12 protein-coding genes are annotated in these 14,452 nt (G+C 46.0%); 8 read left to right on the forward strand and 4 right to left on the reverse strand.

Annotated features, from left to right (window positions below; translation table 11 throughout):
• The first annotated feature begins 69 nt into the window (after positions 1 to 69).
• Both A8O14_RS03630 and A8O14_RS03635 read left to right on the forward strand, forming a co-directional pair.
• Positions 70 to 3,039 carry a PD-(D/E)XK nuclease family protein gene (locus A8O14_RS03630; protein ID WP_068948271.1) on the forward strand — a complete coding sequence of 990 codons (2,970 nt, stop codon included), beginning with the start codon at positions 70 to 72 and terminating at the stop codon, positions 3,037 to 3,039.
• Entirely contained in the window at positions 3,036 to 6,578 is a 3,543-nt protein-coding gene (locus tag A8O14_RS03635) for a UvrD-helicase domain-containing protein (protein WP_228385105.1), read from the forward strand. Before A8O14_RS03630 ends, A8O14_RS03635 begins: the two co-directional genes overlap by 4 nt.
• Before the next feature lie 19 nt (positions 6,579 to 6,597).
• Here the strand turns inward: A8O14_RS03635 and A8O14_RS03640 are convergent, their stop codons facing one another.
• Together A8O14_RS03640 and A8O14_RS03645 are read right to left on the reverse strand one after the other, a co-directional pair.
• Positions 6,598 to 6,906, reverse strand: coding sequence for a helix-turn-helix domain-containing protein (locus tag A8O14_RS03640; RefSeq protein WP_068948272.1), 309 nt, complete (start codon positions 6,904 to 6,906; stop codon positions 6,598 to 6,600).
• On the reverse strand, positions 6,903 to 7,226 hold the full coding sequence (locus A8O14_RS03645) for a type II toxin-antitoxin system RelE/ParE family toxin (RefSeq protein WP_068948273.1): 324 nt from the start codon (positions 7,224 to 7,226) through the stop codon (positions 6,903 to 6,905). The genes A8O14_RS03640 and A8O14_RS03645 overlap by 4 nt, the downstream gene beginning before the upstream one ends.
• A gap of 169 nt (positions 7,227 to 7,395) precedes the next feature.
• On the opposite strand from A8O14_RS03645, the gene A8O14_RS03650 reads away from it, so the two are divergent.
• Complete coding sequence (locus A8O14_RS03650) at positions 7,396 to 8,214, forward strand: tetratricopeptide repeat protein (RefSeq protein ID WP_068948274.1); 819 nt, start codon at positions 7,396 to 7,398, stop codon at positions 8,212 to 8,214.
• Positions 8,215 to 8,268: 54 nt separating this feature from the next.
• Positions 8,269 to 8,772, forward strand: a complete 504-nt coding sequence (locus tag A8O14_RS03655) for a DUF1993 domain-containing protein (RefSeq protein ID WP_068948275.1) — start codon at positions 8,269 to 8,271, stop codon at positions 8,770 to 8,772.
• Between the two features lie 210 nt (positions 8,773 to 8,982).
• Here the strand turns inward: A8O14_RS03655 and A8O14_RS03660 are convergent, their stop codons facing one another.
• A complete protein-coding gene (locus A8O14_RS03660) occupies positions 8,983 to 9,933 on the reverse strand; it encodes a Bug family tripartite tricarboxylate transporter substrate binding protein (RefSeq protein ID WP_068948276.1) in 951 nt (316 codons plus the stop codon).
• Positions 9,930 to 10,997: a tartrate dehydrogenase gene (locus A8O14_RS03665; RefSeq protein WP_068948277.1), complete on the reverse strand. Its 1,068-nt coding sequence runs from the start codon at positions 10,995 to 10,997 to the stop codon at positions 9,930 to 9,932. The genes A8O14_RS03660 and A8O14_RS03665 overlap by 4 nt, the downstream gene beginning before the upstream one ends.
• A 217-nt stretch (positions 10,998 to 11,214) precedes the next feature.
• On the opposite strand from A8O14_RS03665, the gene A8O14_RS03670 reads away from it, so the two are divergent.
• The 4 genes from A8O14_RS03670 to A8O14_RS03680 all read left to right on the forward strand — a co-directional run bounded on the left by A8O14_RS03670 (position 11,215) and on the right by A8O14_RS03680 (position 14,404).
• Complete coding sequence (locus tag A8O14_RS03670) at positions 11,215 to 11,718, forward strand: LexA family protein (RefSeq protein ID WP_082913092.1); 504 nt, start codon at positions 11,215 to 11,217, stop codon at positions 11,716 to 11,718.
• Positions 11,715 to 13,007, forward strand: coding sequence for a Y-family DNA polymerase (locus A8O14_RS03675; protein WP_068948278.1), 1,293 nt, complete (start codon positions 11,715 to 11,717; stop codon positions 13,005 to 13,007). The genes A8O14_RS03670 and A8O14_RS03675 overlap by 4 nt, the downstream gene beginning before the upstream one ends.
• A gap of 143 nt (positions 13,008 to 13,150) precedes the next feature.
• Positions 13,151 to 13,294 (forward strand): hypothetical protein, encoded by a 144-nt coding sequence (locus A8O14_RS11855; protein WP_191904669.1) that lies wholly within the window; start codon positions 13,151 to 13,153, stop codon positions 13,292 to 13,294.
• Positions 13,295 to 13,423: 129 nt separating this feature from the next.
• A complete protein-coding gene (locus tag A8O14_RS03680; protein ID WP_068948279.1) occupies positions 13,424 to 14,404 on the forward strand; it encodes a Bug family tripartite tricarboxylate transporter substrate binding protein in 981 nt (326 codons plus the stop codon).
• The last annotated feature ends 48 nt before the right edge of the window (positions 14,405 to 14,452 follow it).

A 14,452-nucleotide genomic window follows, 5' to 3' on the forward strand; every position in this document is an offset into this window, starting at 1 on the left:
GTTGCGTTACAGCGCTTATATTAGCAATAAGCGAAACATTCTGCTCAAAATAAATAAATTACTCAATTAATGCCTTTTCCGTTCCCCGCCAATTCTGATCAAAAGCAAGTGCAGTCATGGGCAATCACGCCCGATGCCAGCGCGCTTGAGCAGTTGGCCAAAGGTATTTGGGATTGTGCAGTGCAAACTCAGCAACGCCCCTTAGTGGTGCTCAGTACTGCGGGTCCATTAATTGGAGTCAGGGCAGCACTTGAAAAACATCGACCACCAGTTCTTGGTCCCAAAATTGCCTTCTTGCCACAAGTGATCAGTTTTGCGGATTGGTTAGAAGCGGCTCCAGGTGCATGGAAGTTTCCAAAGAAGCAATCTGATCTTGAGAGATGGTTGGGCGTCTATTCCACTTTGCGTAATCACAAAGAACTGCAAGCGTGGTTCAAGGCAGAAAGTGAGACTGGTGCTTGGGGTTTAGCACAAGCAATTGTGGAAGCATGTGACACCTTATCCAAAGCAATTAGTCCGCAGTTACAAAAACAGACTCACACATGGATGGAGGCAGATCAAGTCAAGCAGAGCAAAATCGGCGAGACATCACTTGCTGAGGCGCAAGCGCTATTGGATGCGACGGTTGCCAAAGTCTATTCAGGTATGGCGCGCAAGGTTGTGGATCAGGAGACTAAAGTCTTATTGACCTTCTGGCGATATACCGCGAACTTGAGCGACCCAGTCTTTCGTAATCAGTTTGCAATGGCTGCGCATCTTGAGGCAATTGCACAAAAAGCAAATCAAGCAAGACCATTGATTTGGGTGGAGACGGCTGATCCGACACTCATTGATCAAGAGATTATTGGCAGCTTACTGAATTCCTATGCACAGCATGCCCCTGTGATTGAAGTGAAGATGGATTGGCGCGATGTGGGTTTATGGGCAGAGGCTATTAGCGCTGAAGATGCCCAAGCAAAAGCACTTACGAATGCCAAGTGCGCACAAAGTGCAGAGTGGCGTCTGATCTCAGCCAAGCGTTTCGAAGAATTAGCCTGGGCTGCTGCCAAAACAATTGAACAACATCTCATTAACAATAAAACGAAGTTAGCGCTTGTGGCACAAGATCGCTTGGTAGCAAGAAGGGCGCGCGCTCTGCTTGCAAGACTAGGTCCCGCGTTAAATATCCGCGATGAGACCGGCTGGAAGTTGTCGACCACTCGTGCAGCAGCAGCGCTAAATAGTTGGTTGGAATTAATCAGAGCACCCAAAGATGGCCCAAGTGCAAAAGCATTACTTGAGTTTTTACAAAACCCATTTTTGGATCTAGGAAAAATTCTCAACCGTGATCCAGATACTTGTGTTGGACTCATTGCAGAGCTTGAAGATATTCTAGTGGCTAGCAAAGCAGAGTCTGGTTGGAAAACGTTCCATTTGGCGATTGAGGGTGCACAAGATAATGCTACTAAGACTTCAACTCACTTGCCAAGTACTGCTTTATTAGAGCTCATGCAGTTTTTCAGAGAGCGTCACCATGAGTGGTTAACCCTCAAGGTCGATTGCAAGAAGGCTTACGCGCTGCTGCAGGTCAATCTGCAAGCCACTGGCATGGCACACAGCCTGGATCAAGACTCGGCTGGCAAGCAGTTGTTAGAAGTACTCAAAGCGTTTGATTTAAGTAAGACTGCGTATCAAGAGACGCCGATTCGTTTGAGCGAATGGCTCAGTTTGCTTAAAACGGTGGTTGAGGGTGCAAGCTATCAAGAAGCGGGTAAGGAAGCAAAAGCAACATTGAGTATCTTGCCATTGAGCTCAACACGTTTACGTGATTTTGAGGCGGTAGTGGTAGTGGGTTGTGATGAACAACAACTCCCAGCCTATTCAGAGCCACCATTATTTTTCTCTGATGCGCTCAATCAACTTTTAAGGACTTCTACTATTGCTATGCAGTTTGTGCAGCAGGCGAGAGACCTTTCCCAATTACTGGTGTCTTGTCCTAGTGTGGATTTGCTCTGGCAAAGCAAGAGCAATAACGGCGAACCATTACGACCGTCTGCGTGGATACAACGATTGCAAAACCAAATTGGGTGGGAAGCTGTTCCAACTCAATTGAAAAAACGCGCTTTTGAAGCAAATCCGATGGATATGGCAGTAGCGCAGTTCGAAGAAGAGCTGCCGATGCCGTTATCGATGAGCCCTAGTGCTTATAAGGCTTTGCGGGATTGCCCATATCGTTATTACGTCCGCAGCTTATTGGGCTTGCGCAAGAACAAAGGCTTTGATGAAGGATTTGATGCGTCATTAGCTGGACAAACCTTACACAAACTCCTGAAGCGTTTTTATCAAGCCCTGAAAACTCAGGAGCATACCAATCCTGCTATCAAAACAGATCAAGAGCAAAGACGTGCTTGGATGGAAAAGAGCTTATTTCTTCATTCGGAGCAAGAGTTCGCCTCTTTGATTGAGGGCGATGCCAGAGTGATGGGCACACTAAGGGATTGGCAAAAACAGATTCCGAGTTTTGTAGATTGGCAATTACAGCGTGAGCAAGCGGGCTGGGAATATTTTGATGGTGAAGTTAAAGTAGGTTTTGATTTGCCGTTTGAAGATGCGCAAGGCAATCCTAAAGTCATTCGGATCGAAGGCTTTGCTGATCGCTATGACGTGAATATCAATAACAATAAGCTTGCCTCAGTGATTGATTACAAAAATCAACGCTTTGAGCGAGTCAAAGAGCGCGCACAACATCTTATGGATGATCCGCAACTACTGATCTATGCCCGTGCTGCAAATGAAGGCGCAGAAAACCATAAAATCACTGGCCATCAGGTTCAACAGGCAGAGTGGGTGGCTCTGAAAGCCGACCTTTCTAAGGGCGATCAAAAGGCATTACGCGGTCAAGAGGTGGCAGATATGCCCGCCATGATGCAACAGTTTTCTGACCAAATTACTGAGGATGTAGAGCAACTTTGGGCCAAGAAAACCATGCAAGCTTTTGCGCCTGAGGGTGTGTGCCAGTACTGTGAAGCACGTGGTATTTGCAGGAAGGGTATTTGGTGAGCGATAAGATAAACCTGCTTCCAGAGAAGCAACCCTATTCAGAAAAGCTTGCATGCGATCCACAGCGCTCAGTGATTGTTTCTGCCTGTGCGGGTAGCGGTAAGACTTGGTTATTGGTCGCGCGCATGGTGCGACTCTTGCTGGACGATGTTAAGCCACAAGAAATTCTGGCATTAACCTTTACACGCAAAGCCGCGCAAGAGATGCGCGATCGTCTGTATGGATTGTTGGAGCAGTTCTCAAAAAGTGATGATGACTCTTTAATGAAAGAGCTCACTGCTAGAGGTATGGAGTCAGAGCAAGCGAAGCAATCCTTAACAAGGGCCAGAGCTCTTTATGAGCAGGTGTTGGCAAACCCACAGCCGATTGTGATTGATACCTTTCATGGCTGGTTTGGCAGATTATTGGGCGCAGCCCCAGTGTCCTTGGGCATCCAGCCGGGCTTTATGTTGCGTGAAGATGCCAAGCGCCTGCAAGAAGAATGTCTTGATGACTGGTGGGGCGATCTCACGCCAGAACTCAAAACGCATTACGACGTCTTGCTAAAACATCTTGGTTCTCACGAAACTCAAAAACTCTTAATGGGACGAAGCAGTCTCTTTAAACAAAGAGGCGCTTGGACATTTTTTGCAAAAGAATGCAAGCAAACAGGTATTAGTCCAATTGAGCGTCTAAAGCAAACCTTACAAAAACTCAATTTACCTAATCCATTGCTAGCGCAGTGGAATGCACCAAACGCTTTGGTTGACCTGGAGTTTCTAGAAAGATGCTTTGCTAATAGCAGTGCAAATGATCAAAAACTTTTGCCAAGCTTATTGCCAGCCATTGCATGCAAGAGACGTGGTGGCGATGTGATGGAGATTACTACTACTTTGCAAAATGTTTTTCTAACCAAAGACCCAGTCAAGTACCGAGCAGGTAACGATAGCGCCTTAAGCGTATTGCAAACTTTCTTGACTAATGAGGGCATGGTAGACCGCATTGCCGAGCATATCGCCATCAAACAGACTTGGGGCCGTGCTTTTGAGGACTTTCTCCTCTGGCAAGCGGAGCAAGATGTCCTTGCAATCAATGATGCTTGGTTTGCTTTGAATCAATCCATGATGGCGCATGCCAATGCCGCCAAAGAAAATATGCGCGTGCGTGACTTTGATGATTTGGAGATTGGCGTCAGCATGTTGATGGGCGATTCTGCTAATGCAGCTTATCTCCAGTCCCGCTTAGATGCGAAGTACAAGCAAATTCTAGTTGATGAGTTTCAGGATACCAATCCATTGCAATGGCAAATATTGCGCGCATGGTTGGCGGGCTATAGCGAAGGTGATGAAAAGCCTAAAGTGTTTATTGTGGGTGACCCAAAGCAATCGATTTATCGATTCCGCCGCGCCGATCCGAGATTGTTCGTCAGTGCGAGACAGTTTTTACATCAGAACTTAGGTGCTGCTTATATTGAGCAAGACAAAACACGCCGCAACGCTGGTCAAATTAATAAAGCAGTCAATAAGATCTTTAAGGGCGAGCAGATTCCGCCAGAGTATCCCTATACCAAGCAAGAAACTCTATGGACAAGCCCTGCAGACCATATGCCTGCAGAGTCGTATGCCAAAGAGGGTGAGATCTATTTACTCCCCTTAATACCGTATGCGGAGAAACAGGAAAAAGTGCGAGAAGGCAGTGCGTTTGATAAAGCGATTGCAGACTCAAGTGAGACGGTTTCTGTAGTGCAGCGCCAGCAAGAGGGCGAATTGGTTGCGCGTCTGATCAAGGAAATCATCGCTACGCGAAAAGTAGCAGACAAAGAAGGCGGTAAAGAAATTTGGCGAGAGGCTAGAGCGAGTGATTTCTTGTTGCTGGTAAAGCGTCGCAAATTTTTACCCCAATATGAAAGAGCATTGCGTGAGGCAGACCTTGCATATGAGAGCTCACGCTTGGGTGGCCTATTAAATACCTTAGAGATTGATGATCTGATTGCGTTATTAACAGTGCTGGTAACGCCGCGCCATGATTTGCCACTAGCGCAGGTTCTGCGCAGTCCAATCTTCGGTTTTTCAGAAAAACAAATGCAGCAGTTAGCTGTCGCCATGACTTCTGGTCAATATCGTTCTTGGTGGGATGCCTTGCAAAACAGTCAGGACGCCGGTTTGCAGGTCGCCGCACGGTATCTTAAACACTGGCACCTCTTGGGTGAACGCCTACCGGTGCATGACTTGCTTGATCGCATTTATCAAGAGGGTGATGTACGCGTTAAATACGCCGCCGTCTGTCAAGAGATTGATCGCCCACAAGTGTTGGCAAACTTGGATGCATTTTTAGAGGTCGCGCTGAATCAAGACGGCGGTCAGTACCCAAGCTTAAGTCGCTTTATTCAAGAAATTAATGCTAAGCGTCGTGGCGATGATGATGAAACGCCTGATGAAGGTGATGTAGATGCGGCAAGTGATGACAATCTGGTGGATGTCGATGAAGAAAGTGAGATGTCAGAAGAGGATCGCCACAAACGAGTGCGCCTAATGACGATTCACGGAGCAAAAGGATTGGAATCACCTTTTGTGATCATGTTAGATGCCAATAATACCGATACCAATGTAGACCACAGCGGTGTTTTGATTGATTGGTCACCAGAAGAGGAGGGCCCTTCGCATCTTTCTCTCTTCACATCTAAAACATTAACGAGTCCACGCGTTGAAATCAACGAAGAAGAGAGGCGTATTGGTGAAAATGAAAACTGGAACTTGCTTTATGTTGCAATGACCCGTGCTCGTCAAGGCCTGTGGATTAGTGGTGATGCTCAGAAGCCTACAAAAGCCAACCCTGACGGTCTAGATAAGGCCTCTTGGTATGGCAAAGCCAGTGCTGCTGAATTGGCAATCTATCCAGTTGCGCAAGAGCTGGCAAGCAAAGCCAAGGGTACCAAGGCTAAGCCAAAAAATGCTTCAGAAGGTACGGTCGAAGATTTTGTCTTGGAGTGGAAGCCTGCGCAAGAAAGTCACACTCAATTACTGCATGATATTGAGAGCGGTATCACGGTAGAGGTATTTGCAGGTGAAGAGGATCAAGCGGCTGAGCCCGACCCAGAGATTTTAGAAGAGGGTACGCATTTCCATAAACTGCTTGAGTTCCTCACCCCAGATTCCAATCAATCAAGCAAACCTTCGATGCCAAGCGAACAAGAGCTTATGAATTGGCTAGGCGTTGATCAAGCTCATGCGCAAAAAGTGCTTGAGCGCACAAAGAGAGTATTAGCAGCGCCAGAGCTCAGAAAATATCTCACTTCAGGTCAGTGGATCGCCGCCTGGAATGAGCTGGATATCGCAAACAAAGAAGGTAAGAGCTATCGTATGGATCGCTTGGTTGAGTTAGATGACTATATCGCCATCATCGATTACAAGCTCACTATTCCGGAAGTTGATAGCGAGAAGTACGAAAAATATCGCACGCAGCTCAAAAACTACCAAGCTGAACTCAGCCGTATTCGCAAAGACAAGCCTAATAAGGCCTATTTAATTTCTTCCTTAGGCGAAATCAAAGAGCTTAAGTAATTTTTATCTAGCATGAGGATTACACTAAATGAAGTTCAATCCTTTTGCCTAAAGCAGCCGCATATTTTCTGAGGGTATTTAGACTTGGAGAATGTTTGCCACTAGCTAAGGAGCTTTCTAGTCTTGCAATCGCAGGGGCCTGCGTCCCCATACGTTTCGCAATTTCTGCTTGGGAGAGCCCTGCTTTTTTTCTGGCAGCGAGTATTTCATCTAGAATCGCAAATTCTTCACGATTCAGTTTATCCGCCTCTGCTTTTACGGCAGGATCCTTGAGCATTCTGCTTACTAATTGTTTGTGACTTAAGGGTTTAGTTTTTTTGGTTGTCATTTGTTTAACTCCTTCATTCGCTGCTTAGCAATTTTTATTTCTTTATCTGGTGTCTTTTGAGTCTTTTTGATGAAGCTATGAAGCATTACGATTTCTTGCTTGACCAGGGTATAGAAAAAGACTCTTGCAATACCTTCAGCTCCTTTTAATCGCAATTCAAATAGTCCGCCACCAAAAGCATCTGTGTGTGGTAAGCCTAAATTGGGCCCATATTCCATCATTCGATCAGTCAAACATATATAGCGTGCTTTTAATGTTGAGGGCAGATTCATAATGTCTTCCTGAACCTCTTGGCTGATATAAATAATGGAATATGTCATCACACTAATGATAACAAATTTGTTAATATTGTATCAGGAAAGAGCGTGCAAGTTAAAGGGTTATACATCTTGAATTTCCCTTAAAAGCCCCCATATAACTAGGGAATAGTAAAAATACCTAAACTGGTGATAATAAAAATCGCAGTGAAACATCCTACAAGGAGTCATGATGAAGATGCGTAATGTACTGAAGTCATTTATTGGCGTTGTTGCTAGCGCTCTATTGCTCACAAGCAATCTTGCGTTAGCAGAAGCAACTTTGCCTGAGGTTTCTCAAGCCATTCAATCGGGGCAGCTTGCTAAAGCTGATGCCATGATGAAAGAGGTTTTGCAGAACCATCCCAATAGCGCCAAGGCACATTACATTGCTTCTGAACTCTATTTAAGGGAAGGTAAGTTAGATGCTGCAAGAAGCGCATTCGTGCAAGCAGAGAACTTAGCACCTGGCCTACCGTTTGCTCAACCAGAATCTGTTCAACGATTACAAGCAGAGTTGCGTGCAGGTGCTGTGCCGGCGCATACCAATACGGGTGCAGGTTCAATCTTTAGTAGCCCATTGTTTTGGGTCTTGATTGCGATCTTGATCGCAGGCGTGGTGTTCTTCATGAGAAAGCGTCCTGATCCAGTTCAGGTCTATAACGCACCAACCGCTAATGGGCCATACCCTAGTGCCCCTAGTGCCCCTGGTGCTTATCCTCCTGGTTATCCTGGTGCACCCGCATCAGGAATGGGAAGTGGCTTAATGGGAAGTTTGGCAACTGGCGCAGCACTGGGTGCTGGCATGGTTGCTGGTGAGGCATTAGCAAGTCACCTCATGGGTGGCGGTCAACACGCCAACCCCAATGTCAACAATGACTTTAACCAAGTGGGTGGTCCAGTAGCTGATGCGCCTAACTTCGGAGTAAATGATGCAAGCTCTTGGGACGATGGCGGCTCAAGTTCTTGGGATGACAATGGTAGTGGCGGTGGTTTTATGGACGATGTCTAATCAAGTAATTTAGTAATTAAAAATAACTATTCAATACAGAAAGTAAAAATCCTTATGGCAATGTCAATGTACCAAGCATCTATCCCGCAGCTCACCAAGATGCTGAGCAACCTGTCGAATATTTTGAAGAAGGGTGAAGAGTTCGCCAAGGCCAAGAACATTGATGGCACAGTATTAGTGGGCAGTCGTCTCGCTGTCGATATGTTCCCGCTCGCAAAGCAGGTGCAAATCGCTTGTGATCAGGTGAAAAACGGCATGGCGCGTTTAGCTGGCGTTGAGCCACTCAAGTTTGATGACAATGAAACGACTTTTGCGCAGCTACAAGAGCGTATTGCCAAAACGATCGCCTTTGCCAACGGCATTCAGCCTGCGCAGGTCGATGGCACCGAAGCAAAAGAGATTAAGTTCTCGATTAAAGAGTGGAACTTTGAGTTTGTAGGTGAGCAATACCTGCTGACTTGGATCATTCCAAACTTTTACTTTCATGTGACCACTGCGTACAACATTCTGCGCCACAACGGCGTAGAGATTGGTAAGTCTGACTTCCTAGGGGGTTAAGTAGCCATTACAATAGTGCCATGGAATATTTTTCAGAAATTATTGAGACCGTAAACCCTTGGCTCTTCCGAGTTAGTGTTTACCTCTCCAATGCATTTCTGGATGACCCCGCAATACTGGCATTTGCTTTTTGCTAGACCCAAATAAAAAACCACCGCTTCGTTAAACTAGATTCGGTGGTTTTTTATTAAAGGTACAGAGCAGCAAGATTTATTTAATCATTCCTGCATTCTTAGCATCATCCATGGCCTGCGCTGTTTTCTCTTTCATGAAAGCAGGCATCTTTGCTAATGGCACATCTACCAATACAAATCCAGACTCTTCTAGCTTCTTCTTGGTCTCAGGATCAGCATTGAGCTGCGCAAAGTAGTCAGACATCTTCTGCTGCAAGATCAGTGGGGTGGATTTTGGTACTGCAACACCGCGATAGGCACCATCGACCCAGTTCAGACCTAGCTCTTTAAAGGTTGGCACATCGGGCAGAGCAGGGTTGCGCTTCTCAGTAGCGATTGCCAGTGTGCGCACCTTACCTTTTTGCTGAATGGCTAATGGCAAGTAACCCATCGCGCCGTCAACGTGCATACCAATCAAAGCCGTAATCAAATCACCCGTACCTTTAAAAGGTACGTAATTAATTTTGACGCCAGCCAATTTATTTAAACGCTCCACTGCCATGTGGTTGGCTGAGAACTGGGCTGAGCCTGCTAAAGACATCTTGCCGGGTTCTTTCTTGGCAGCGGCAATAAATTCTTGATAGGTCTTATAAGGGCTATCTGCAGAGACCATTAAGGCATCGGGCGTGAAGTGATAGTAGTAGATCGCATTAATGTCTTCAGTCTTGTACTGAATACCTTCTTGTAAAGGTTGCAAGATCGTGTGCGGAATATTGACACCGACTACCGTTGTGCCATCAGCAGGATAGGTATTGAGCGCGCTCCAGGCTAAAGCACCACCTGCACCTGCACGATTAATCACCACCATCGGCTGCTTATATTTCTTGGCAGAGATCTCTGCTTGATAGCGTGCCACTAAATCAGACTCGCCAGCAGGCGGGAAGGGGATGATGTACTGAATTGTTTTGTCTGGGAAGGGCTGTGCCTGAGCTGTGGATAGCAAACCGAATGCCAGCAGTGCAATGCTTAGTAGGCGAAGTATTTTCATTTGGAAATCTCCTCGATCACGGCATTGGTGACATCGCTCATCATGGCAGTGCCACCTAAATCACGAGTATGCAACTTCGGATTGGCAGTCACTTTTTCAATGGCGGACATTAACTTAGCACCCAAGGCTTTTTGGCCTAAGAAGTCGAGCATCATGACGGCAGACCAGAAGGTGCCAATAGGATTGGCAAGACCTTTACCCATGATGTCAAAAGCAGAACCATGAATAGGTTCAAACATCGAAGGGTAGCGACGCTCTGGATCAATATTGCCAGTCGGTGCAATGCCTAAGCTACCAGCTAATGCAGCAGCTAAGTCACTCAGTACATCGGCATGTAAGTTAGTCGCGACAATCGTATCTAAAGATTCTGGGCGATTGACCATGCGTGCGGTAGCAGCATCGACTAACTCTTTATCCCAAGTCACATCCGGAAAATCTTTAGCAACTTGCACGGCAATCTCATCCCACATCACCATGCCATGGCGTTGCGCATTGGATTTAGTAATGACGGTGAGATGCTTGCGAGGGCGGGATTGCGCTAGCTTAAAGGCATAGCGTTGTACACGCTCAACCCCAACGCGGGTCAAGATGCTCATATCGGAAGCCACTTCAATCGGATGGCCTTGATGTGCTCTACCGCCTAAGCCAGAGTATTCACCTTCGGAGTTTTCACGCACGATGACCCAATCGAGTTGATCGGGCTTGCAATTGCGCAGTGGCGTCTCAATACCAGGAAGAATGCGGGTAGGGCGCACGTTTGCATATTGGTCAAAGCCTTGGCAAATCTTTAAACGCAATCCCCACAAAGTAATGTGATCTGGAATTTTGGGATCACCAGCTGAACCAAACAAGATGGCATCTTTAGATCGCAAAGGATCAAGACCATCTTCGGGCATCATGACGCCGTGTTTGCGGTAGTAGTCACCACCCCAATCAAAGTGTTCAAACTCAAAAGCAATTTCAGGATGTTTTTTGCTTAAGGCGTTTAACACCTTCTCGCATTCAGGAATTACTTCTTTGCCAATTCCATCGCCTGGAATTGAAGCAATCTTAAACAGCGTCATTTGTCTCCCCCACCGTGATCGGTTGTATCGGAATGCCAGTAAATTGCTAGACCTATTATGGGGGTGCTTCCCCATAAAAACAGACTCTAAGGCTTGGGGTTTATGAGTAGACGGGCCCTCTAAAAGCCCCCCAAAACACCCCTTAAAGCATCAAAACAACAAAAACACTCCCATTTTTGCGGTTTTTACATATACTGTATAAACATACAGTATATTAATGACTATGACGCAAGAAATGATCTCCCCAAAATTAACTCTAAGCCAGGCACCACAAGCCTTGGCAGGTCATTTTGCCGCCTATGAGCTCAAGCTTTTAAGTCACCGGATTTCAGCAGGATTTCCCAGTCCGGCGGCAGATTACGCTGAGGATGGCCTAGATTTGAACCATTATCTGGTCCAAAACAAGCCAGCGACCTTCATGTTCACCGTGAAGGGGGATTCGATGTTGGGCGCGGGCATTTGTGACGGCGACAAGGTGGTTGTCGATAAAGCCCTCAAGCCAAAACATAAAGACATCGTTGTAGCGGTAGTCGATGGTGAGTACACCATTAAACGCCTTTATCAATTGCGTGGCCGCATTGAATTGCAACCCGAAAATCCTAGCTATCAACCCATCACTTTTAGTGAGGGTAGTGAATTGCAAATCTGGGGTGTCGTGGTTGGCGTAGTGCGCAAGTACAGCAATGCGAGCACAAGATATGGCAAAGGCAATAAATCATGAACCCATTATTTGCGCTCGTTGACGTGAACAACTTCTACGTTTCTTGCGAGAGAGTGTTTCAGCCAAAGTTAGAAGAAGTGCCGATGGTGGTGCTATCCAATAACGATGGTTGCGCTGTAGCGCGTAGCGCTGAGGTCAAAGCACTTGGCGTGAAGATGGGTACACCTTGGTTTCAGATGGAAGCACTTGCCAGAAAGCATGGCATTCAAGCCTACTCATCAAACTACACCTTATATGGTGATATGAGTAACCGTGTAGTCCAGGTATTACGGGGCTTTACGCCTAATCTGGAGGTCTACAGTATTGATGAGAGCTTCTTACAAATCGAGACGGTCTTAAAGCAATATCAAGATACGATCGAGCTAGGTCAAGGTATTCGGCAAAAAGTCAAAGACATTACTGGCTTGCCAGTATGTGTTGGTATTGGCGCAAGCAAGACCTTGGCTAAGCTAGCGAATCACTTAGCTAAAAAATACAAACAGTTCTCTGGTGTATGTGATGTCAATGTCATGAGTAAAGAAGAGCTCTATCAATGGATGAGTGAGACGGAGGTAGGGGAAGTGTGGGGCGTTGGTAGACAAATTGCCAAAAAACTCAAAGCCCAAGATATTCATAGTGTGTTTGATCTCTTACAAGCATCACCACAGGCTATGCGTCAAGAGTTTGGCGTGGTGATGGAACGCCTCTGTTATGAGTTGCGTGGAACTTCTTGCCTCAAGTTAGAAGAAGTGGCGCCAGCTAAGCAACAAATCATTGCCTCGCGTAGCTTTGGCAAGCTGGTTACCAGCCAAGCAGAGCTTGCGCAATCGGTTGCCACCCACGCAGCACGGGCCGCAGAGAAACTCAGAAGCCAAGACAGTGTGACGGGCGCCCTGACGGTGTTTATTCAAACAAACCCATTTAAGCAGCATGAGCCACAGCATCATCAAAGCATCACTATTCCATTAACAGATGCAAGCGATAACACGCTGACATTAACCAACGCGGCCTTAGCAGGTCTTAAGCAAATCTATCAACCAAACTTTCGTTACAAGAAGGCGGGAGTCATTCTCAATCTCATTAGCGATAAGCCAACGATTCAGCAATCGCTCTTTGAGGATGTGGAAAGCAAAGGCAAGTCAGCCAGCCTGATGAAAGCGGTAGATGTAATCAATACCCGCTTTGGTAATGCCGTGATCAGATCTGCAGCGGCTGGTACCAATAGTACTAAAGAAGTTTGGCAAATGAGATCTAACAATAAATCACCGAACTACACCACCAAGTGGGATGAGTTACCGGTGGCGAGATAAGTAAGGAAGCAAGGAAACATATGAAAAACAACACCAAGCAGCACTATTTTTCACTAGCTCATTTGATGAGCTTTTGACCCACTAACCTTAATACATAGCAGTAATAAATAGCAAATCAGCAATAGCAAACCAGGAGAAAATAAATGAACACATTAAGCAACTTGATGAATAACTTTAACGGCATCTCATTGGCAGTGATCATGGTCCTGTCTTACTGCGCAGTGTTGAAAAACACCAAGCGTCATGAGAGTGAAACAAGACAAGGATTTAATCGTCGCTATCAGTAAAGAATTGGTAGTAGCAGTAAATCGCAGTAGGTTTAAAAAGTAGGAGGGAATAAGGAAATCACGGATTCCTTATTCCCTTGCTCTTTTGGGGTGGCCAAAGCTAACTATATTAAGATGGATAGAAACCTCATGAGAAAGCTAAAAATGACATTACTCAAAATTGCCCTATCAGTTATTTGTATCTTGATTGGCGGCTCAGCATTTGCCGCAGATCCTTGGCCAAATCATCCGATCAAGTTCGTCGTAGGCTTTGGACCTGGGGGCGCAAATGACTTGGTTGCGCGCGCAGTTGCTGAGGGTGTAAGCAAGCAATTGGGCCAACCAGTGATTGTTGAAAATAAACCGGGGGCCGGTTCGGTGCTAGGTGCTGACTATGTAGCTAAGAGTGCGCCTGATGGTTATACATTTTATGTCTCTGCTGCTGGTGGTGTAGTGACCATCCCGATGCTTCGCAGCAATATGCCTTACAAAATTGACGACTTAGTACCTGTTGGCATGATGGCAGTAAGTCCATCAATCATCGTAGTTAATAGTGATTCACCGATTCAGAACTTTAAAGACCTACTTGCAAAAGCCAAAGGCAAACCAGGCGTAACATTTGCAACTGCAGGCTCTGGTAGCACACCACACTTTGTTGCTGAAATGCTCAAGATGTACGCGGGCGGGGGTAATTATGAAATTATTCCTTACAAAAGTGGATCCGAAGGTATGTTTGCCGTGGTATCTAAGCAAGTTGATGCTACATCGGAGGCCAGCGTAGTGGTGCTTCCGCAAATTGAAGGTGGCAAGCTCAGACCATTGGCCTCTACTTGGAATAAACGCATTACCCGTTTACCAAATGTGCCAACGACAAAAGAGTTAGGTTATCCAAACATCTTTATTGGCCACTGGGCAGGCCTCTTTGCGCCTAAAGGCACATCACCTGAAATCATCTCCAAGATGAATGGAGCAATTCAGGCAGCATTAGATACCAATGCACTTAAATCTCGCTTAATTCCACAAGGGATTGAACCAGCGCCTGGCTCACAAGCAGACTTCATCAAATTCTTAAATGAAGAAAGAAAACGTCTGCAGCCAATTGTGAAGAGTGCCAATATGAAGGATGAGTAAGGTAATTACCTAATAATATTCATGGTATCTAGAAAATAAAGCGAGAGT

Origin of the sequence: Polynucleobacter wuianus, from assembly GCF_001659725.1 — a bacterium.
Lineage (GTDB): Bacteria > Pseudomonadota > Gammaproteobacteria > Burkholderiales > Burkholderiaceae > Polynucleobacter > Polynucleobacter wuianus.

What these genes read in the sequence shown, in the direction of transcription:
- A8O14_RS03630 (WP_068948271.1), top strand. Translation starts at nt 70, where the DNA reads ATGCCTTTTCCGTTCCCCGCCAATTCTGATCAAAAGCAAGTGCAGTCA.
- A8O14_RS03640 (WP_068948272.1), bottom strand. Translation starts at nt 6,906, where the DNA reads ATGACAACCAAAAAAACTAAACCCTTAAGTCACAAACAATTAGTAAGC.
- A8O14_RS03645 (WP_068948273.1), bottom strand. Translation starts at nt 7,226, where the DNA reads ATGACATATTCCATTATTTATATCAGCCAAGAGGTTCAGGAAGACATT.
- A8O14_RS03650 (WP_068948274.1), top strand. Translation starts at nt 7,396, where the DNA reads ATGAAGATGCGTAATGTACTGAAGTCATTTATTGGCGTTGTTGCTAGC.
- A8O14_RS03655 (WP_068948275.1), top strand. Translation starts at nt 8,269, where the DNA reads ATGGCAATGTCAATGTACCAAGCATCTATCCCGCAGCTCACCAAGATG.
- A8O14_RS03660 (WP_068948276.1), bottom strand. Translation starts at nt 9,933, where the DNA reads ATGAAAATACTTCGCCTACTAAGCATTGCACTGCTGGCATTCGGTTTG.
- A8O14_RS03665 (WP_068948277.1), bottom strand. Translation starts at nt 10,997, where the DNA reads ATGACGCTGTTTAAGATTGCTTCAATTCCAGGCGATGGAATTGGCAAA.
- A8O14_RS03670 (WP_082913092.1), top strand. Translation starts at nt 11,215, where the DNA reads ATGACTATGACGCAAGAAATGATCTCCCCAAAATTAACTCTAAGCCAG.
- A8O14_RS03675 (WP_068948278.1), top strand. Translation starts at nt 11,715, where the DNA reads ATGAACCCATTATTTGCGCTCGTTGACGTGAACAACTTCTACGTTTCT.
- A8O14_RS11855 (WP_191904669.1), top strand. Translation starts at nt 13,151, where the DNA reads ATGAACACATTAAGCAACTTGATGAATAACTTTAACGGCATCTCATTG.
- A8O14_RS03680 (WP_068948279.1), top strand. Translation starts at nt 13,424, where the DNA reads ATGAGAAAGCTAAAAATGACATTACTCAAAATTGCCCTATCAGTTATT.